Annotated in this window: 18 protein-coding genes; 10 read left to right on the plus strand and 8 right to left on the minus strand. The window is 47.3% G+C overall.

Features of this window, described 5'->3' with window-relative positions; all coding sequences use genetic code 11:
* Positions 1-24 precede the first annotated feature (24 nt).
* From PUW25_RS04900 to PUW25_RS04910, 3 genes are all read left to right on the plus strand, one after another.
* Positions 25-768 (plus strand): amino acid ABC transporter substrate-binding protein, encoded by a 744-nt coding sequence (locus PUW25_RS04900; RefSeq protein WP_274338273.1) that lies wholly within the window; start codon positions 25-27, stop codon positions 766-768.
* Positions 769-884: 116 nt separating this feature from the next.
* Complete coding sequence (locus PUW25_RS04905) at positions 885-1,544, plus strand: amino acid ABC transporter permease (RefSeq protein WP_274338186.1); 660 nt, start codon at positions 885-887, stop codon at positions 1,542-1,544.
* Positions 1,545-1,563: 19 nt separating this feature from the next.
* Positions 1,564-2,313: an amino acid ABC transporter ATP-binding protein gene (locus PUW25_RS04910; protein ID WP_274338187.1), complete on the plus strand. Its 750-nt coding sequence runs from the start codon at positions 1,564-1,566 to the stop codon at positions 2,311-2,313.
* 170 nt (positions 2,314-2,483) lie between these two features.
* On the opposite strand, the gene PUW25_RS04915 is transcribed toward PUW25_RS04910, so the two are convergent.
* The 4 genes from PUW25_RS04915 to PUW25_RS04930 form a co-directional block, all read right to left on the minus strand.
* Complete coding sequence (locus PUW25_RS04915; RefSeq protein WP_274338532.1) at positions 2,484-3,830, minus strand: LLM class flavin-dependent oxidoreductase; 1,347 nt, start codon at positions 3,828-3,830, stop codon at positions 2,484-2,486.
* A 160-nt stretch (positions 3,831-3,990) separates the two neighbouring features.
* Positions 3,991-4,179 carry a twin-arginine translocase TatA/TatE family subunit gene (locus PUW25_RS04920; RefSeq protein WP_047913450.1) on the minus strand — a complete coding sequence of 63 codons (189 nt, stop codon included), beginning with the start codon at positions 4,177-4,179 and terminating at the stop codon, positions 3,991-3,993.
* Positions 4,180-4,206: 27 nt separating this feature from the next.
* Positions 4,207-4,788, minus strand: coding sequence for a RidA family protein (locus PUW25_RS04925; RefSeq protein WP_337999912.1), 582 nt, complete (start codon positions 4,786-4,788; stop codon positions 4,207-4,209).
* 92 nt (positions 4,789-4,880) lie between these two features.
* On the minus strand, positions 4,881-6,479 hold the full coding sequence (locus tag PUW25_RS04930) for a flavin monoamine oxidase family protein (RefSeq protein WP_047913451.1): 1,599 nt from the start codon (positions 6,477-6,479) through the stop codon (positions 4,881-4,883).
* Positions 6,480-6,794: 315 nt separating this feature from the next.
* Here PUW25_RS04930 and PUW25_RS04935 point away from each other — a divergent pair, with 315 nt between their 5' ends.
* On the plus strand, positions 6,795-7,031 hold the full coding sequence (locus PUW25_RS04935; protein WP_047913497.1) for a MerR family transcriptional regulator: 237 nt from the start codon (positions 6,795-6,797) through the stop codon (positions 7,029-7,031).
* Positions 7,032-7,164: 133 nt separating this feature from the next.
* A complete protein-coding gene (locus PUW25_RS04940) occupies positions 7,165-8,763 on the plus strand; it encodes an ATP-binding protein (protein WP_274338533.1) in 1,599 nt (532 codons plus the stop codon).
* Between the two features lie 108 nt (positions 8,764-8,871).
* Here the strand turns inward: PUW25_RS04940 and PUW25_RS04945 are convergent, their stop codons facing one another.
* A complete protein-coding gene (locus tag PUW25_RS04945; RefSeq protein WP_047913498.1) occupies positions 8,872-9,705 on the minus strand; it encodes a 1,4-dihydroxy-6-naphtoate synthase in 834 nt (277 codons plus the stop codon).
* Between the two features lie 8 nt (positions 9,706-9,713).
* Entirely contained in the window at positions 9,714-10,361 is a 648-nt protein-coding gene (locus PUW25_RS04950; RefSeq protein ID WP_052512248.1) for a futalosine hydrolase, read from the minus strand.
* 211 nt (positions 10,362-10,572) lie between these two features.
* Between PUW25_RS04950 and PUW25_RS04955 the strand changes: the two genes are divergently transcribed.
* The 4 genes from PUW25_RS04955 (at position 10,573) to PUW25_RS04970 (ending at position 14,931) form a co-directional block, all read left to right on the plus strand.
* Complete coding sequence (locus tag PUW25_RS04955; protein WP_047913454.1) at positions 10,573-10,974, plus strand: GntR family transcriptional regulator; 402 nt, start codon at positions 10,573-10,575, stop codon at positions 10,972-10,974.
* Complete coding sequence (locus PUW25_RS04960) at positions 10,967-11,869, plus strand: ABC transporter ATP-binding protein (protein ID WP_047913455.1); 903 nt, start codon at positions 10,967-10,969, stop codon at positions 11,867-11,869. The genes PUW25_RS04955 and PUW25_RS04960 overlap by 8 nt, the downstream gene beginning before the upstream one ends.
* A complete protein-coding gene (locus PUW25_RS04965) occupies positions 11,844-13,874 on the plus strand; it encodes a hypothetical protein (protein WP_274338534.1) in 2,031 nt (676 codons plus the stop codon). Before PUW25_RS04960 ends, PUW25_RS04965 begins: the two co-directional genes overlap by 26 nt.
* A 190-nt stretch (positions 13,875-14,064) precedes the next feature.
* A complete protein-coding gene (locus PUW25_RS04970) occupies positions 14,065-14,931 on the plus strand; it encodes a hypothetical protein (protein ID WP_152557814.1) in 867 nt (288 codons plus the stop codon).
* Positions 14,932-15,072: 141 nt separating this feature from the next.
* On the opposite strand, the gene PUW25_RS04975 is transcribed toward PUW25_RS04970, so the two are convergent.
* Positions 15,073-17,088 carry a S9 family peptidase gene (locus PUW25_RS04975; RefSeq protein ID WP_274338535.1) on the minus strand — a complete coding sequence of 672 codons (2,016 nt, stop codon included), beginning with the start codon at positions 17,086-17,088 and terminating at the stop codon, positions 15,073-15,075.
* 239 nt (positions 17,089-17,327) lie between these two features.
* Positions 17,328-18,467: an LLM class flavin-dependent oxidoreductase gene (locus PUW25_RS04980; protein ID WP_047913459.1), complete on the minus strand. Its 1,140-nt coding sequence runs from the start codon at positions 18,465-18,467 to the stop codon at positions 17,328-17,330.
* Between the two features lie 184 nt (positions 18,468-18,651).
* Here PUW25_RS04980 and PUW25_RS04985 point away from each other — a divergent pair, with 184 nt between their 5' ends.
* Positions 18,652-19,524 carry an AraC family transcriptional regulator gene (locus tag PUW25_RS04985; RefSeq protein WP_047913460.1) on the plus strand — a complete coding sequence of 291 codons (873 nt, stop codon included), beginning with the start codon at positions 18,652-18,654 and terminating at the stop codon, positions 19,522-19,524.
* Positions 19,525-19,538 lie beyond the last annotated feature (14 nt).

Below are 19,538 nucleotides of genomic sequence, written 5' to 3' on the forward strand. Positions count from 1 at the left end.
GTGAAAAAGTCAGCATGGTTACTTATGATAAGTATGTTCGTTCTTGTATTGAGCGCCTGCTCAACAAGCGGACAAGATGAGAATACACTCGTCATCGGGATTGATGACAAGTTTGCACCGATGGGATTCCGTGATGAGAGTAATAACATTGTCGGATTTGATATTGATTATGCAGCAGCAGCAGCGGAGAAGATGGGCAAGGAAGTAGAGTTTCAGCCAATTGATTGGTCCTCCAAGGAATCGGAGCTAAGCAGCGGACGCATTGATCTGATCTGGAATGGTTATACCATTACTGATGAGCGCAAAGAGAAGGTGCTGTTCACGAAGCCTTATATGGCAAACAGTCAGGTCGCCGTTGTGCTGTCAGATTCACCTCTTGCTTCATTGGAAGAGCTTGAAGGCAAGAATATCGGATTACAGAAGCTCTCTTCTGCATCAGATGCGCTGAGTGCACACCCGATTAACGAGAAGGTCGGTAGCGTATCCGAATTCCCAGATAATGTACTAGCTCTTAGTGATCTGAAGAGCGGCAGATTGGATGCCGTTATTATAGACGAGGTCGTTGCGAAGTATTACATGTCTCTAGAAGAAGGGACTTATAAGCTGCTGGATGAATCACTGGCTCCTGAAGAATATGGAATCGGTGTGAAAAAAGGAAACGAAGCGCTTCTGAATGAGCTGCAAAGTGCGCTTGACGAGCTGAGTGAGGATGGAACAGCGGCGAGCATCTCCGAGAAATGGTTTGGAGAGGACAAAGTATTAAACTAGGCAATATTAAAAAGAGGATATGCTGGAAACCGGGTGATGGTTTTATCCCGGTTTCTTTTACTTCAATGAATGGAATCATGAATCCATAATCCGGATTGTAGGAGTCGAAGATAACGATGAGTTTAGAATATTTGTGGAGTATTACGCTGCCCATGCTTGAAGGGGCGAGAACGACCGTGCTGTTATTTTTCACAGCCATTATATTATCTATACCGCTCGGCTTTGGCATTACCTTAATGGCGAATAGCCGATTCAAGCCGGTGTCTGCGATTGCGCACAGCTATATTTATGTCATGCGCGGCACGCCGCTGCTGCTTCAGCTGCTCTTCTTCTGTTACGGCCTGCCGATGCTTCCGGTGGTCGGAGAGTATCTGGTACTGGATCGCGGCGTTGCGGCCGGTATCGCCTTTGTACTGAATTACGCTGCGTATTTTGCAGAGATCTTCAGAGGCGGGCTGCTGTCGATCGATAAAGGTCAATATGAAGCCTCACAGGTGCTTGGCTTAAGCAAATGGCAGACAATGACCAGGGTTATTCTGCCTCAGATGATTCGAGTGGTGCTTCCTTCGACAGCGAATGAGTCGATTACCCTGGTCAAGGACACCGCACTTCTCTATGCCGTTGCTGTTCCTGAGGTATTACATTTTGCACAGACCGCAGTCAATCGGGATGCAACCATTATGCCTTTTGCTGTGGCGGCAGTCGTCTATCTGCTAATGACGCTTGTACTTACGCTCTTCTTCAAAGCGCTGGAGAAGCGGTTTCGGTTTGAATAAACTTTAAAAGGAATGTCGCATGATGACAAATATGATAGAAGTCGTGAACCTGCAAAAATCGTTTGCAGATCTGCAGGTATTAAAAAAAGTAGATTTTGATGTAAAGCCTGGTGAAGTTATCGCAGTGATCGGGCCCTCGGGCTCAGGCAAGAGTACAATGCTTCGCAGCCTGGTTAACCTCGAAACGGTGAATGGCGGAACGATACGCATCGGGGGAGAGTCACTCGTGAGCGAAGGCAAATATGTGAGTGCACCTGAGATCAAAAGAATTACCTCCCGAATGGGCATGGTATTTCAGCACTTCAATCTGTTTCCGCATCTGACCGTTCAAGGAAATCTCGAGCTCGCTCCCAAAATGGTCAAGAAGGAAAATACAGCGGCCATTAAACCTCGGGTGGCAGACCTGCTGGCTAAGGTCGGCTTGTTGGATAAAGCGAATGTGTATCCGGCCAGCCTGTCCGGTGGACAGAAGCAGCGTGTTGCTATCGCTCGGGCACTCATGATGAATCCGGAGATTCTACTGTTCGATGAGCCGACATCGGCGCTTGATCCTGAGCTCACTGGAGAAGTACTGCGGGTTATCCGCAAGCTGGCTGAAGAGAACATGACCATGATCATCGTTACACATGAGATGAATTTTGCGAGAGATGTCGCGGACCGTGTTATATTCATGGATCAAGGTGAGATTGCCGAGGCGGGTACACCCGATCAAATCTTCGGGAATCCGCAGCTTGAACGGACGAAGGCATTTCTTATGCGTAGTGAGTAGCTTGCTGTAAGCTAAAGTGATATAAACTGGAATTTTGCATCGATTCACTATGCAAAAATTACTAAACAGCCAATAACCTTTGCTCTGGCGAGCAAAGGTTATTTTTGTATGAGAGGGGATACGGGGGGAACGTGAAGAGGAGGATAAATACTGACATATATGCTATACAGTTAAGAATGCTGGAGGGGCTGCTGTGTGCCGGTTGAGACAGGTCTTCTCAGACCCAAATGCTCCCGTAGTGTGCTTCCTGTATATTCTTTCCGAAATAAATTTCTACGCTGAAGCTCAGGTACGACGAGATCGACAAAGTCGGTTAAGCCTCCAGGCAGATACGGGGCCATCACATTAAATCCGTCAGCAGCACCGCCATTGAACCAAGCTTCCAGCTGATCCGCAATCTGAACGGGCGTTCCCTTGATGCTCCAATGTCCGCGTGCACCGGCGATGTGCTGGTACAGCTGGCGAATGGTGTAGCCTTCCCGGTCGGCGATGTCTTTGAGAAGAAGGAAACGGCTCTTCTGACCATTGATTTGCGAGAGATCAGGAAGCTCAGGCAAGGGACCGTCTACAGGATAAGAGGAAAGGTCGTAGCTGATCAGACCTGATAAGAGGGCTACACCGACCGTAGGATGGATCAGCTCTTTCAGCTTGGATTCAAGTTCATCAGCTTCTTCTTCGGTTCTTCCGATGATAGGGAACACGCCCGGCATAATTTTTACATCCTCGGCCGTTCTGCCATAGTGCTGCAGCCGGCCTTTTACATCTGTGTAAAACTGCTTCGCTTCATCAAATGTCTGCCATGCGGTAAAGATCGCCTCCGCGTACTGTGCGGCAAAATCCCGGCCCGATTCCGAAGCTCCGGCTTGAATGATAACAGGGTTGCCCTGTGGAGGGCGGGAGATATTCAGAGGCCCCTGCACCTGAAACCACTCTCCCTTGTGATCGAGGGCCCGGATCTTATCAGGCGCGGAGAACACGCCCGATTCTTTATCCTTAACAACCGCATCATCATCCCAGGTATCCCACAATCCGGATACGACATCTACAAATTCTTTGGCACGATCATATCTCAGCTCATGGAGCAGATGATTCTCTTTCCCAAAATTCAGAGCTTCAATTTCACTGCCGGAGGTAACCACATTCCAGCCTGCCCTGCCATTACTGAGATGATCCAGGGAGGCAAACTTACGGGCAACATGGTAAGGCTCGTTATAGGTGGTGGAGACGGTGGCTGCAAGTCCAATACGATCTGTAACTGCAGAGAGTGCAGATAGTAAGGTTAGCGGCTCAAATGTAGCATTCACCGCTCGGCCCTCTATACGTTTATTTCCTTTTGCGGCAAGACTGTCTGCCAGAAACACCATATCGAATTTACCCCGCTCTGCGGTTTGAGCAAGCTCTTTGTAGAACGATAAATTCAGCACACCATTCACATCCGCATCAGGATGGCGCCATGCAGCCACATGATGACCTGGAACCATCAGAAAGGCGCCTAGCTTCATTTCTCTCTTGGACATACTTTGCCTCCTCCTGACAACCAAAAAAAACCGAAGATCAGACTCTTTCCTAAATAGAAAAGAATGATCTCCGGCTGTCCGGTTGAATGTAGTATATTCCGACTGGAATAGTTATAAATTTATTAAAAGCATAATAACATAGGAATCCAAAATTTAGCAACTACTTTTTGTTCGGTGACGATTCATCCTCATCCTTACTATCACCGACGAGATCACGAGCAGAAGATTTGAACTCGAACAAGGTCCGACCTACGGCGCGTCCAAGCTCAGGCAATCTGGAAGGTCCGAATAAGATCAGGACCAGTACCAGAATCATAATGATTCCGGTTATTCCTATATTCTGGAACATAAGATGTCCTCCTCATGTAGTAATTGATTATTTTTTGGGAAATACAGCGACAGCCTCAATTTCGATCAGCCAATCAGAGCTTACGAGACTGGCCACACCAACAGTGGAGCGAGCGGGCTTGACTGGATTTTTTTCGTTGTTAAAAAATTCGCCATAAGCTTCATTCCAGCCTGCATAATCGAATATGCCTTCCTTCGCGGCGTCCGCCGTCAAGTAGGCGCGGAGATAGACAACATCCTTCATAGAGAGACCCTGATCCTTAAGCTGCTTCTCAATGGATGCCAGAACACCGGCCGCCTGAGTCTTGGTATCTCCATATCGCTCATAGATGGTCTTACCTTCTTTATTCAGTACAGGTGGAACTGTGCCGCTCGTGTACAGATAGGCAGCCCCTTCCGGTACAACGACACCACCCGAAATACTAGAGCTTGGATTACCATAGAAGACAGTACCATTATCAGGTGCTGCGGCTTGTATTGGGGCGGGCTCAGGCACCGATACGGTTCCCTGAACTTCGATAGGGGCTTTATCTGCTGCATAAGCGGTTGCACTTAAGCTTGCCATGAGTATAGCTGCGAGCGTTAAACTTTTTATTTTTTTGTTCATCATAAACTTCTGCCTCCTCTGGACATTCATATACCTGGATTGAAATACACTATTGCCAATCTATTCTGTGATAACTGTAGGCTATCCCGTATGCATTAAGCCTTCATGACACGTTGATGAATATCTTTAACAACAGCTCTTGCGGAATCAATGGCCCCGGCCTGCCAAGCTACGATATGGCTGATATGATCTCCTGCAAGATAGATTCGGTTGTCCGGCTGGCAGAGGGTCTTGTACATTCCTGCACGCTCCTCGGCATTATAGGATACCCAGGCACCTTCTTGATATTTAATTTTTTTCCAGTCGATGGAGAACGAATTCTCGAATTCTGTCTTGTATTGAGGATGGATCTTGGCTCCTTGATTCAGTGCATGCCGTTCCCGTTCTATGTAGCTCATACTGCCCAGCTTGTCCGCATTTGCTCCGGTTGCATAATAGCCGAGCAGGATGCCCTTCTTGCCAAAGTAGTCTGTAGGAGGATAATAGATTTGGGTGATGTCCATATTGGTGAGGCTGTTGCCGCCGAAGAGCAGCTCATCCTCTTCCCAGAACCTGCGTTTGAATTGCAGGCCGATCTTACCCGCAGATGCGTATCTTGCGTTCTGAATTGCACTTTTCATGGATGGAGAGAAGTCACCTGGAATCGTTCGAAGAACGGAGAGGGGAATCGTACAGATACAATAATCTCCGATTATTTCCTGTTCCTTTTTGTTCTGGGTAAAGCGAACCCGCACGCCATCCCCGGATTGCCGTATCTCGGTAACAGGAGCATTCAGCTTGACCCGGTTGCCAAGACGCTTCTCAAATCCCTTCACGATCATATCCATACCGCCGACAGGATGGAACATCATCATTTGCTGGTCATAACCATATTCATTGCTGAAATAATTACCGAATCCGGATTGAAGAATGGCTGTGAGATCAAACGGATCTCTTACAACGCCTGCATCCAGGCGGCTGCCCGGCTCTTCCTTATATCCGCCGCGGGAAGAGCCGCGGTAGAACAGGTCGGCATTCAAATCCCCTTCCCGCCGGAGATATTCAACCAGCTTTTCTTTCTCCTCTGGGGTAATAGGGAGATCAAGAGCAGACTGATTGACAGCCTTGGCGAGCATTTCGGAGACATAACCGCGCACATCGGCTTTGGCTGCACGCTTGGTAATTCTTTGTCCGGAGAGTGCCCCCACATTCTCATTGTAATAATAGCCGCTGTCGTTCACATTGTTGAAGGGCTCAATCGGGATATTGAACTCCCTGCAATATTCGAGAGTGGAATGAAACTGGGGAATCCGCATCGGTCCTGCATTGAAATACAGATCGCTGCCGAATTGGGAGTATTGCCGTGTTCCGCCGATTTCCTGATTCGTGGTTCCTTTGCGAATGCTCCAATTCCGGCCGCCCGCAAAAGGCTTCGCTTCCAGCACGGTACACTGATATCCGGCTTTGCCAAGCTCATAGGCCGCGGTTAATCCTGCGATGCCGGCACCCAGGATAATAATCTTCTTGCCGTTTCGATTGCTCAGCGCAAGATCGTTCTTCCCGGGAGGCGTATAATCCTGAGCTTTCATCGTTTCTGGAGAGAGAAGACCCAAATTGCCCATTAGACTGAAGACGGCAAGAGAACCCCCGACCTTGCCAACTGTCGATAGGAATTGTCTTCTTGTCATGTCCTGAGGCTGTTCAGCATTGCTCATACTATACTTCATCTCCTTTGTGCGTATTAAGAACCTTTGTGGAGAAGATATTAGCAGACAAGAAGCTCTATTGTCTCAATTTTTGTAAGGAAATCTAACACACTTTTTTTGTGATAGTAACTTCGAATCGATTAATTTCTTATCAATTTGCTTCAATCTATTGAATTTTGTTCGGAAAATCCTTAAAATTGTTGCCATAACGATAGTTACTATCATCGACAGCTAAATACCCTGCTAAATCTGTTCATCAAACATAGTTTCAGGAGAAGATACTCCAGTAATATGGCAAGTATTCTAACATTAGGGGTGTTTGTGATGAATGATCAAATTATGAGCATTGGCATGGTGAAAGAATTGACGGGGTTATCGGAGAGGCAAATTCGTTATTATGAGGAGAAGCAGCTTGTCTTTCCAGCACGAACGAAAGGGGGAAGTCGAAGATATTCATTTGAGGATGTAAAGAAAATACAAGAAATTCATCGCAAGCTAAAGGAGGGATATAATACCTACGAACTTAAGGCTAAGAATCGGCGGCAGAGCAGCGTGATATAACATTTCGGCAAGATCGCAGATTTTGCAACCGCTTTTTGCCACTATTCGACAACAATCTTCACATTCATGGTATATAATGCACTTATCTATAACTGCTAAATTTGAAAACAGGCATAGGGGAGTGCAAAAACGATTGTTAATCCATCGACTCAAGTTAATTTTCTTTCCGATTAGCTGCTTGCTGATCATTATCGCATCTTCTATTTTGGGTCAGAGCACGCATCGTTTGTGTGCCATGATTGTCGTGAGCATTCTGTTGTTGTTATCCGTAGTATTAGATCATAAGTATCCGCGGTTTCTCTGGGTTCAGCTGATTCTGCTCGGCATTTTTCAATATATCACCCAGCTGAACTGGTGTGTACTGCTGTACTACATTATGATCATGACGATTTTTGATAAGAAACAATCCTACAAGAAAACATTGCCTGTCTCTGTACTGCTTATCCTGCAGTATACCATTATTCGGTTTAGTTACGTTCCTATAGGGGCGTATAATATCCTCGTTACGATTTTTGACTTCTTGACTTTAATTTTTATCGTTTTTCTAATTCATTATGTCATTCGTGCCGAATCAGAGAAGCAGGTCCTTCTCGATAAGAATGACTATCTCACCACTCACGATCCGCTGACCGGCCTTCTTAATTACCTTGGATATATGAACGAGATACAAGCGCTGATATCCAAAAAGGTTCCTTTTTATTTAATTCTGCTAGATCTGCAAAATTTCAAATCTTACAATCATGATGGCTTGGAAAGCGGGAATGAGGCGCTCATTAACCTGGGTAAGGCACTTACCTCCACTTTCCCTAACGCGTATGGTGTTTCCAGATATGCAGGAGATCGTTATGCCTTACTGCTGCCCACTGAATATTATATGCCGGATCATATTGGTGCATTGCTGGAGATGGATTCACTCGGTTACCAGGTATCGTACAGCTTCGTGTCTCATCCTGAGGAGAGTGAAGATCATAATCAGCTCATTATGAAGGCAGAGGACAAGCTGTTTCAGATGAGGCGGGAGCAGTGGCTTCAGCGGGAGGAGGACTTGTTCAGATCGGAGAAGATGAAGGTTGTCGGTGAACTGGCAGCAGGAATGGCTCACGAGGTCCGCAATCCGCTTACTGCGATTCGGGGATTTGTACAGCTGTCCAAGATTCAGTCCTACAATATCAAGCCCTGGTATGAGGTTATTATGAGTGAGATTACGAGAGTAACGGAGCTGACCGCCGAATTTCTTCAGTTCTCCAAGCCACATGCCAGCAATATGAGATCAGAGTCGCTGACAGTGTGTACGGAAAGGGTTATTTCCCTGTCGGAGTCAGACGCGATTTCGCGAGGACATCAGCTGACTTTGGACATTGAGGACGAGTCGATGTACATCTATATGGATCGAGACAAGATTGTTCAAGTGCTGCTTAATCTCGTGCGCAACGCGCTTGAGGCGATGGAGACTCCTGGTGAAGTGAAGATTAGAGTGAGCCGGGCTGACAATAAAGCGGTCATCCAGATTCAAGACACTGGAACAGGAATTGCTCCTGATCAGCTTCATCAGATCTTCAATCCCTTCTATACGACAAAGGAGGATGGAACAGGACTTGGTCTGTCTCTCTGCCAGAAGATTGCCCAGGATCACAAAGGCTCCATTACGGTACATAGTGTGCTGGGAGAAGGCTCGACGTTTCGATTGATATTGCCTGTATTGTTAACGGATGAATCAGGCCCCGAGTCCTGATCAACTGCTGCAATAAGAAAGAAGCCTGACGGGGATATCCGTGCAGGCTTCTTCTTGCTGTGCTCGATCGGGATACAGCTACATGTGTATAACCCGAGCTTCATGTATTTAGCTTCTCAATTTCTCAAAGTCAATTTCAGGTACGAGACCTTCGGCAGCAGCACGGCCCAAGAGAGCTTCAATCGCTCCGAAGCCTTCCTCACCCAGATTTCTGGTGAATTCATTGACATAGAGATTGATATGCTGCTGTGCAACTTCAGGGTCCATTTCTTGTGCATGAGAAAGAATATAGGGTCTGGACTGCTCGGGATGCTTCCAGCCATAATCAACGGAAGCTTGAATCCAGGAGGTGATCTCAGCAGGATCAAGACTGCGGCGCGCAACGATGGCACCGAGCGGAATCGGAAGACCCGTATCCGCTTCCCACCAAGTACCCATATCCGCCATTAGTGAGAGGCCGTATGACGGGTACGTAAATCTGGCTTCATGAATAACGAGACCCGCATCGATCTTACCATCGCGAACGGCAGGCATAATCTGGTCAAATGGCATAACCACAATTTCGCCGATGCCGCTAGGCACGTTCTGGGCAGCCCATAGCCGGAACAGAAGATAAGCGGTAGAACGCTCGCTAGGCACAGCAATTCTTTTTCCAGAGAGTGATTCCGGCTTGGTATTCTGATCTGCTGTCAACACCAGGGGACCGTTGCCTCTGCCAAGGGCACCGCCGCATGGAATGAGGCGATATTCATCAGACAGCCATGGCAGGGCGGCGTAAGAAATTTTGAGGATATCATAGTCACTTGGCTTCGTAACAAGCGTATTTGTCACATCAATATCTGCGTATGTAACCGTGAAATCCGGTGTATTTGGGATCTGCCCGTGGACTAGAGCATGAAAGACAAATGTGTCATTGGGACATGGTGAGTAAACAATGTTCATGTTCATAATTACAAGACCTCCGATAATTTCTGGCTGGCTGTGGTTAGAGCTTGCAGTGCTTCTGGAATGCGCCACGCATCCCGGTTACGGGGACCCACGGTATTAGAGATGGCTCTAATCTCGAGTACGGGTACATTCATATAGCTTGCCGCAGCGGCGACGCCATACCCTTCCATGGATTCTGCGTATGCTTCTGGAACACGTCTTAACAATTCCTCGGCGGTGTGAGCTGTTCCCGTTGTAGTTGATACCGTAATAATGGGGCCGTAGTGGACAGGTAAATCTGTTGATGTCTGTAATGCGGATTGAATGGATTGAATCGCTTCGAAATCGGCGGTCACTCGTGATCTGCCGAAACCGAGCTCGTCCACACTGCGGAATCCTTCCGCCGTCTCGGAGCCTAGATCCGCTTGTATCATTTCTGTAGAAATAACGACGTCTCCGATTCCGGCACGCCCCGGGAAGCCGCCGCCGATTCCTGCATTAATGACCAGCTTGTACGAATCAGAAGCCAGTGCTGCTGCGGTTGCTGCCGCGGCGGACGCAGGTCCGGCTCCTCCTGCAATGACGTGATAATACTCCGGGACTTTCAGGCCGTCCTCTATAGCCTTCCGCTCTGCCTCAACGGCAGTGACGATCAAGATTCGAGATGACATGATGCAGCTCAGCTCCTTCTGGTGACATAGAAACAGGTGTGTAATGCGATTTAATTATATCATTTTTGAGAAAGTGGCATGACAAAGTGATTATTGACAGTTTAATAGTTAACTGTATTATAAGTAATAGTACAGTTAATTCAGTGTTATGCATTAACTTTGGGCTCTACATCGTTACATTGGTATTGATTATTTATGAAGGAGGTATCCGATGTTTGAACTGGACGTGCGCAGCCGTAAACCGATATATGAGCAGTTAATTGAACGCATTAAGGAGTTGATTATGATGGAAATGCTGAAGCCAGATGAGCAGCTGCCCTCTGTGAGGCATTTGTCAGCCGAGCTTACCGTGAATCCGAATACGATTCAGAAGGCTTACCGTGAGCTGGAACGGGACGGGTATATTTATTCTTTGCAGGGCAAGGGAAGTTTTGTTGCTAAGGTGGAGCATAGACCTCTTGATCAGAGAAAACAGGAACTGAAGCTGGAGATACATAAGCTGCTTACGGAAGCAGTCTATCTGGGAATGACAGAAGGTGAAATCAGGGAGATTTATCAGAAGGCACAGCAGGATCGTCATTTGGATCGGGTAGAGGGGGAAGAGCATGATTGAAGTATCGGGTGTAACGAAAGTATTTGAGACAGAGGCAGCGGTGAATCATCTGTCCCTTACTGTTCGGAAGGGCTCGATATTCGGCCTCTTGGGATCGAACGGAGCAGGAAAGACGACGCTGTTAAAAACAATGGCAGGAATCTATAAGCCTGACAAGGGAAGTGTCTCCATTGACGGCGTACCCGTTTATGAGAATACACAATTAAAAAGCCGGATTATTTTTATGTCCGATATTCCTTACTTTTTCCCTCATACATCGATTCGCCAGATGGCTGCCTTCTACAAGCGAATGTATCCCGGGTGGAATGAAGAACGGTTTCGTCAGCTGGAATTGGTGTTCAAGCTGGACCTTACACGGAAGCTGTACCGAATGTCTAAGGGGATGCAGCACCAGGCTGCAATTATGCTGGCTCTTAGCTGTATGCCGGATGTATTGCTGCTGGATGAACCCATCGATGGGCTTGACCCGGTCATGCGCAAGATGATCAAGAATTTATTATTCCAGGAGGCAGCTGAACGAGAGCTGACCGTCGTTATTTCTTCTCATAATCTAAGAGAAATCGAGGATATGTGCGATCATATCGGGATCATGCATAACGGAGTGCTCATGGTTGAGAAGGACCTGGATGATCTGAAGGCCGATACCCACAAGATTCAAGTAGCCTTCCGAGATGACCGTCATGAGGAGACCCTGTCCAGCCATGTTCGCATACTGCATGGAGAGAAGCGGGGAAGTGTGGAAATTTATATCGTGAAAGGCGATGAGCAGGAAGTGAAGGAAGCATTCAAGGCTTACGATCCTTATGTGCTTGATATGCTGCCTCTCACGCTGGAAGAGATTTTTATCTATGAAATGGAGGACGCTGGCTATGACATCCATCCGATTATTCTTTAACCGTGGAGTGATTCTCCAAGATCTGAAGCAGCATGGATGGATTGGAATCTTGTATCTGCTGGCTCTGGCCTTTTTGCTGCCATTTGTTATGCTGGTTCATCCCGTTAGTGGAGGCCAGGGCAGAGAGATCGATTCTTTGTTTGATGTTTCAGACGATCTGACGCTTAATCTGCTGCTGATTTTTCCGATCTTTACCGTAAGCTTTATTTTTCGATATTTGCATAGTAAGGCTCCGTCCGATTTATATCACAGCTTGCCGATTACACGGAACCAGCTGCTCACATCACATTTGTTCAGTGCACTGATCCTCATGTTAGTACCGGTGTGGGTAATTGCTGTCGTAACCGCATTGATTCGTTTGTTTGCAAGTAATCACTACATATATGAGCTGTCCGTTGTCTGGGAATGGGCGTGGCTGTCTACAGCGATCATATTATTTTTGTCTGGACTCACGGTCCTGCTTGCAGTAAGTCTTGGACAAACGATCCTTCAGCTGATTGTAACCTATGGTCTGCTCCTGACCCCGGCCTGGATCCTTGTGCTGGGTGTCATTCATATGGAGAGATTTCTATTCGGCTTCTCTAGTGAATATTATGAAATGGGATATAGCACTGGATTTGAACTGGGCACTATTTCGCCATTTCTGAGGCTGACAGGACTGTCAGGTCAACCGTTCGGCTGGATGGAGATTCTTATTTACTTGCTGTTAGGTGTCATGTTTATTATAATCAGTTATTTCTTATATCGAAAAAGAGATACGGCCGCCTCAGGACGAGCTATTGTCTTTCCATTTATGACACTCCTGTTCCGTCTGCTGGTCATGCTGTTTATATCCATGGCATTAGGGGCCTATCTGTCCGAGGCGAATGGATACAGTACTCGTGGTTTAATAATTGGTTATCTCATCGGAGGGATTCTAGGCTGTCTTATTGCTGAGATGGTCGTCCGCAAGACTTGGCTCATATGGAGCAAACGCACACTCGCAAGCTCGATAGGATACAGTCTCTTGCTTCTTCTGCTGCTATATCTGCCTGTATCCAATATCGATGGCTTTGAAACTCGTGTCCCTAAGGCGGAGGACATTAAAGGTGTCGCTGTATCTGAGCATTTTACTAACCTCATTGATATGGATGAGGTAAATCAAATGCAAATTCCAGCGAAGCTGACCTGCAAGAGCTTCAGTCAGAATCCTGCCTATATTGAAGCGGTGCTTCAGCTGCATCAAGAGCTTATTGCCCAATATGAAGCAGGTGAGATCACACCTGTAAAGACTTCAGACCGTTCAAGAAATTTAGTTATTGCTTACGAGCTAGAGAGTGGGAATAAATGGGTTCGCGAGTATGAGCTGCAAGAAGGTCAGCTGGAGAACAGTCTAAGGAAGGTTATGGAGCACGAAGAGTATAAGAAGCAGTATGTTCAGAGCACCCTTCTGGATGAAGATACATCGAGAATTACATTAACAAGCTGGGAGGCGAATAAGAAGGTTACAATTAAGGATCCAGAGGACATTAAGGAATTTAAGCAGATCTTACTTAAAGAAATAGTGAGCATGAGTTATGAGGAACAGCTTGAGATGGGAAACAGCTGGGCGACAATTGAGCTAACGAGTCCCAATCTACGTTACGGAAGCTATCAGTATCAAGAATGGAGCAAATCCTATGAGGAGCTGGAAGCCTGGATGGTAGAGAAGGGTCTTGCTGATCAAGCCAGAATGAATCCTTCAGATATCCGCGAAATGACAGTGACAAGAAACATTCCGAACACCGGTTTCTCCGGCAGTCAAGAGGATATGGAATTAAACGAGAAATACTATGAACATATGGCGCAGCTATCTGGGGAAACGAGCGTAACAGAGGAGGTCAGTCAGTGGGATGTGCTAACACATCGAAAGGACCTGTCCGTATACGATGATTACAATTTGGATACCCCCTATCTCGTCAAGATCAAGCTGAATACAGGCGAAGTATTTATTAACGGCATGGAGCATTTTCCAGAGGGTATGTAGAGCGTGCAGCTTGACGCTAGGTGGAAAATGAAGTATATATGAATAGATCCGATTTGAATATGAGCGGCTTATGAGGAAGAACCCGTAAGAACAGGCAGGATGCCTATTCTTGCGGGTTTTTTGTGTTTATGCGTTTTTATTGAAGTGGATCAGAGTAAACAATCGAAGTGAGAAGGGAGAATGAACGAACGTGAACAAGTCTAGTGAGATTCAAACATCAGGGATTAGGAAGGGGAGCGTGCGAAGTACATGGTGGAAAAAAGGCGGGCTGCTGCTCGCCTCCATCGGCCTAGCGATAACGCTAACTGTACCTTCAGCTCTTGCGGCAGGGTTCGAATTGTCCATTACGGGCAAGAAGATGCTGGATCAAACCGTATCGTCGTCGGGCTCTGCCATCTCGTCAGCGCTGCGTAAGCAGGAGAGCAGGCTGAAGACCCTCCATCAGCAGGATCAATCCGTTGATCAGCAGATCCGGACGATCTATTATGCGAATAAGGAATCGGAAACGAGACTGCTTGAACGACTCAGACAGCATGAAGCTGCACAAATTGATAAATTAACACAGGATGTAACGAGCACGAAGAAACGGTATGAACCGCTGTTTGCCCTCTATTCCTCGCTGAACAAGGAACTGACCCTCGTAAGAAAGCTGAAGAACAAGAATCTGACGGCTGCAGTGAAGTCACAGGTAGACTCAACCAAAGTCGCGGTTACGCTCGCAAAGGAAGAGATCAAGCGTAAACAGGACAAGCTGACCGCGGCTAAAAAGGCGAGAGATGCCGAAGTCAAGAAGGTCAGGACAGCACTTGCGCAGAAAAATCCGGTCCAGGTACAGATTAGAGCAGCCAAGAGCAATATATCTGCAGCAAAGAAACGATTTACACAGGAAATGAAGAACTTCAATGTTGTGACGAAGAAGAAGGAGGGCACAGCGGTTCTCTCATCGATTACAGCATTATGTACCATTGCAGAGGACATCGTAAGACAAAAGGAAGAACAGTATAAACTAGAGTCGAAGGTGAAGCAGGTCATCGCAGGAGCGGGCAAGCTGCTCTAATCCTCCTCATACTCATTTTATATTGAAGATGAAGCAAGGCTGCACGTCATATATCACCATTCATGAAGAAGTCGTGACGATGTGCAGCCTTACCTCAATATCATTCTATTTCTATTCGAAGTCTCGAAATAGATCGCGAGCTTATTTATGCTCGTCAAACCAGCGGACAATATGATTCAAGCGTTTGACACGCAGACCTGGATGTCCCCCGCGTGACAGCTCATGACTGGATTTCGGGAACCGGATGAACTGTGTCTTCTTGCCAAGCCGTTTGAGTGCGATGAAGAGCTGCTCTGCCTGCTCGATCGGACAGCGAAGATCCTCTTCGCCGTGAAGAATCAGAAGTGGAGTCTCCACTTGCTCGACATACGCCAGGGGAGAGTGCTTCCACAATAATTCGGTATTCTTCCATACGTCACCGCCAATTTGATCCTCTGTGAAGAAGAATCCGATGTCGCTGACGCCGTAGAAGGAGATCCAGTTGGAGATGGAGCGCTGTGTAACGGCTGCCTTGAATCGATTCGTATGCCCTACAATCCAGTTGGTCATAAATCCACCATAGCTTCCACCTGTTACGAAGAGCTGAGATTCATCAACAAAATCGTACTTAGTTAATGCATAGTCTACAGCTTCCATGAGATCTGCGTAATCTCTGCCGCCGTAATCTCCACGCACGGCATTAACGAATTCCTGGCTGTATCCGTGGCCGCCGCGCGGGTTCGTATAAATGACGGCATAGCCTCGAGCTGCCAGCAGCTGAAATTCAAGCATGAACGTAAATCCATACATGGCATGCGGACCCCCGTGAATTTCGAGTACAGTCGGAATTTTCGTCCCGCTCGGTGTTCCTGCGGGCTTCATCACCCAGCCTTGAATCGCTTCCCCGTCTGATGCCTTATAGTAGAATTCTTCCGGCTGAATGAGCTCGATTTCTTGGAGGAAGACCTCATTATGCTGTGTAAGTCTGCTCTCGAGCTGTGATTCGGTATCGAGGAGGAACAGATCTCCTGGCTGAGCCGGATCTGCAGCAGCAAGAATGAATTTCTCATCAGAGGACTTCTCGAATTGATAAATGTCTCTGTTGCCTTGCGAGATCCATTCGTAGCCCGAACCATCTGCTGCGATCTTCACTAGATGAACGCCGCCCTCACGCGAGACCAGACTGTACACCGATTGACCATCCTCACTGAACACGGGTCCGTTAGAACGAGTGCCGGATCGTATGTCGGTTACCATGGAGTTTGTGAGCTGGATATCATACGCTTTCGTTACGGATAGCCATTCACCGTCCTGAACAGGACGAATGAACAGATTCACTTGAGTCGCATTATGATGAGAACGATCACTTCCGAAGATGGCTAGCTTCTCGCCATCCGGAGAGTAGCTGACTGCATATACTGACCATTCGGAAGAGGTGAGCTTCCGGCGATTCTCTCCACTTGCGTTTATGACGTAGACGTCGGTAATTAGACTGAGATCTGGGTCTGAATCATCCTCTGGTATTTTTGCAACGAAGGCGATATTCTCTCCATCCGGTGACCAGCAGAAATCTCCGATGTCATAGTCTCCACCTGTTAACGGAGCTGCGTCGGCATTGGACCCTAATTGCTGTATGTATAAATGAGATCTGCGCCCGTTCCAGCGCCCGGTGCCGTCTGCTTTATAACGAATTCGATCAATGATTTCTTCTTCCAGCGGCTTCTTGGAATCTGCTGTTTCTGTCTTTGCATCTTCCGATGTATTCGAATCTGTCTCAGTGGACTGTGGCTCAACTTGCGTACGGAACAACAGCTTGCTGCTGTCCGGTGACCAGGCAAATCCGCTTACGCCATGCTCAGCATGGGTAACGACCTGCGCCTCACCGCCATTAGCAGGGATGACCCAGACCTGTGGTTTATCTTGATAGTTACGTATAAAAGCAAGCTTTCCTCCATCGGGGGACCACATCGGCTGACGATCCTGTTCACCGCTTGTAAATACGATATCCTCATGACTGCCCAGCTCTACCATCCGGATATGAGAGCTATATCCGTTACGTTCCTTGTTAACGGTCTTGGATACATAAGCCACACGTTCTCCATTGGGAGAAATAGAAGGGTCGCTTGTCCAGATGAATTGATACAGATCTTCTGCTGTAATGCCTCGTTTATCACTCATACGTATGATCCTCCTAAATCGAAGTCGTTGGAAAGTATTGTCGTTCTTTACTATCATATCTCAATAAATTGATTGATCACAATGTAACTTTAAATGATAGATAAGCAGGAACAGGAAGGAGGGGGAATTCGATAGGCTTGGAGAATTAATGCCCTGGAAACCGATCTGTTGATTAGAAGTCCGCTGGTGATGCAGCAAAAATAAGCCTAATCTCTAATCGAGATTAGGCTCTAAGTCATTTAAACACTGACTGTAATGGAACGGTCAGCCAGCTTTTTCTTAACTAAAGGCATCAATAGACGACCTGAAATCTCGGCTTCCTCCAAATGTGGATATCCGGAGAGGATAAAGGAGCTGACTCCCGCATCCACAAATTCCAGCAGTCTGTCCGATACCTGCTCTGGTGTTCCGACGAAGGCTACGGCACCCCCGCCGCGGACAGCAGATAGGCCGGACCATAGATTAGGTCCGATAATATAGTCCTGCTCCTTCGATTGCTCATACAGATCCATTTGGCGTTTCTGGTTCGTCGCATCTGTCTTGGCATGAAGCTTCTCCTGACTCTTCAGCTGATCCGGTTCAACCTTGCTTAGAATATTCCAGGCGGCTGCCCAAGCTTCTTCCTCTGTCTCACGTACGACAAGCTGAGCTCTTATTCCGTACCGAAGCGTGCGTTCTACACCTGTGTTGTCTTTCAGCTCCGCAAGATGCTGCTCCATCTCGGCAATTTGTCCTTGAATCCATTCCACCGGCTCAGCCCACATCAAGTAGACATCCGCGCTCTCCGCTGCAACCTTCTTGCCTGAAACAGAGCTTCCTCCAAAATATAGCGGTGGGTGTGGATTCTGCACAGGAGCAGGCTTGCTTACACCACCTTCAACCGCGTAATGTTTGCCTTCATAATCAAATCCTGCTCCGCTGCCATCTTCGCCCCAGACACCTTTAACGACATCCAAAAATTCCTTCGTCCGTTCATAACGTTCATCATGGCTTCCATGAAGCGGGTCGCCGGTTGCCTTGAGATCCTGAGGATAGTGGCCAGTAACAACATTGATAAGCGCACGGCCACCGGACATTTGATCCAGAGTGGAGGCCATACGGGCTGCAAGCACAGGTGAGATCAGCCCTGGACGCATTGCAATAAGCGGCTTCAGCTTGGTGGTATGAGCCGCGACCCAAGAGCCGACGATCCATCCATCCCAGCAATCTCCTCCGGCAGGAATGAGTGTGAACTCGTACCCTGCTTTTTCTGCGGCTTGTGCCACCTGTACGAAATACTCCTGGGAAGGCTTGCGCTCGAGTAAGGTACCAATATATCTTCCATCCCCATTCGTGGGAATAAACCAACCAAACTCTACGGATTGTGCTGCTGTGCTCATTATCATGCACTCCTTTCAAGGTATGCTTGCATTATTGTCATTCACTCTATATATTTGGTATAAAAATAATTACAACTAATACGGTAGGAATAGTATATTAATCAGTTTAACAACCTTGAACGAATCGAACCATATCAATAGAAGGGAATCAGATTTATCATTTTGTGGGTATCGGAGGGGTTAGATGTTTACAAATATGAAGGAAGACGTTCACGAATTTCTGGAGATTCATTTTTTTAATCCTTCTGCTTATGAGAAGGGGAGTGCTGCATGGCCTATCCGTTTAGGGGCTAATGCTGCCAAGCCAGCCTATCGCATTGGACCGCGGGTAACGCCATATTACTACCTGCTGATGGTGCTTGAAGGCGAGGGGACGTTCATTCAGAGCGGGAAGACCTACTCGCTTCGCCCGGGGGACTTGTTCTGTCTCTTTCCTCAAGTTACACACGAATATTACACCGCAGAGGACAAGACGTTACGGAAAATCTTTTTTGCCTTTGACGGAAAGCATGCGCTGTCCTTGCTTGCAAGAGCAGGTCTTGGGCCGTCAAGACCCCATCTGCAGGGAGGACTGAATGATGAAGCCGTTGAGATCATGAAGTCGTGGTTCGATCACTGCCGAATGGAGCTGACCGATTTATCGCGGCTGACCTATCTTCAGAAGGTATTTGACGCGCTTGCTGTGAATGAATCGAGTCTGGCTGAGACGCCGGAGGAGCCTTCTTGGGTACAGCAGGGTAAAGAGTATCTGGAAATTCATTACGCTGGAGGCATTACCATCAAGAGTGTAGCTGATTATGTTGGCGTTGAGCGCACACATTTTACTAAAACATTTCATAAAACGTATGGCATCTCTCCGATGAAATATATGCAGGAGCTGCGAATGAATGAGGCGAAGCTGCTTCTCACAGGCACGAACTATAAGCTCGGAGAAATTGCCCAATCTGTGGGATATCCCGATCTGTTCTCGTTCTCCAAAGCTTTTAAGAGCTATGAGGGCGTCTCACCAGCCAAATACCGTGAAAAACACACAAAAGGACAAGCTCTGAGGGGATAACCCTTGACTTGTCC

It is taken from the genome of Paenibacillus urinalis, from assembly GCF_028747985.1.
GTDB lineage: Bacteria > Bacillota > Bacilli > Paenibacillales > Paenibacillaceae > Paenibacillus > Paenibacillus urinalis.

Excerpts from the sequence above, each read along its gene's own strand:
- PUW25_RS04950 (WP_052512248.1), bottom strand. The coding sequence starts at position 10,361 with ATGTCATCTCGAATCTTGATCGTCACTGCCGTTGAGGCAGAGCGGAAG.
- PUW25_RS04930 (WP_047913451.1), bottom strand. The coding sequence starts at position 6,479 with ATGAGCAATGCTGAACAGCCTCAGGACATGACAAGAAGACAATTCCTA.
- PUW25_RS04955 (WP_047913454.1), top strand. The coding sequence starts at position 10,573 with ATGTTTGAACTGGACGTGCGCAGCCGTAAACCGATATATGAGCAGTTA.
- PUW25_RS04980 (WP_047913459.1), bottom strand. The coding sequence starts at position 18,467 with ATGAGCACAGCAGCACAATCCGTAGAGTTTGGTTGGTTTATTCCCACG.
- PUW25_RS04960 (WP_047913455.1), top strand. The coding sequence starts at position 10,967 with ATGATTGAAGTATCGGGTGTAACGAAAGTATTTGAGACAGAGGCAGCG.
- PUW25_RS04910 (WP_274338187.1), top strand. The coding sequence starts at position 1,564 with ATGATGACAAATATGATAGAAGTCGTGAACCTGCAAAAATCGTTTGCA.
- PUW25_RS04915 (WP_274338532.1), bottom strand. The coding sequence starts at position 3,830 with ATGTCCAAGAGAGAAATGAAGCTAGGCGCCTTTCTGATGGTTCCAGGT.
- PUW25_RS04985 (WP_047913460.1), top strand. The coding sequence starts at position 18,652 with ATGTTTACAAATATGAAGGAAGACGTTCACGAATTTCTGGAGATTCAT.
- PUW25_RS04920 (WP_047913450.1), bottom strand. The coding sequence starts at position 4,179 with ATGTTCCAGAATATAGGAATAACCGGAATCATTATGATTCTGGTACTG.
- PUW25_RS04965 (WP_274338534.1), top strand. The coding sequence starts at position 11,844 with ATGACATCCATCCGATTATTCTTTAACCGTGGAGTGATTCTCCAAGAT.
- PUW25_RS04945 (WP_047913498.1), bottom strand. The coding sequence starts at position 9,705 with ATGAACATTGTTTACTCACCATGTCCCAATGACACATTTGTCTTTCAT.
- PUW25_RS04900 (WP_274338273.1), top strand. The coding sequence starts at position 25 with ATGATAAGTATGTTCGTTCTTGTATTGAGCGCCTGCTCAACAAGCGGA.
- PUW25_RS04975 (WP_274338535.1), bottom strand. The coding sequence starts at position 17,088 with ATGAGTGATAAACGAGGCATTACAGCAGAAGATCTGTATCAATTCATC.
- PUW25_RS04905 (WP_274338186.1), top strand. The coding sequence starts at position 885 with ATGAGTTTAGAATATTTGTGGAGTATTACGCTGCCCATGCTTGAAGGG.
- PUW25_RS04925 (WP_337999912.1), bottom strand. The coding sequence starts at position 4,788 with ATGATGAACAAAAAAATAAAAAGTTTAACGCTCGCAGCTATACTCATG.
- PUW25_RS04935 (WP_047913497.1), top strand. The coding sequence starts at position 6,795 with ATGAATGATCAAATTATGAGCATTGGCATGGTGAAAGAATTGACGGGG.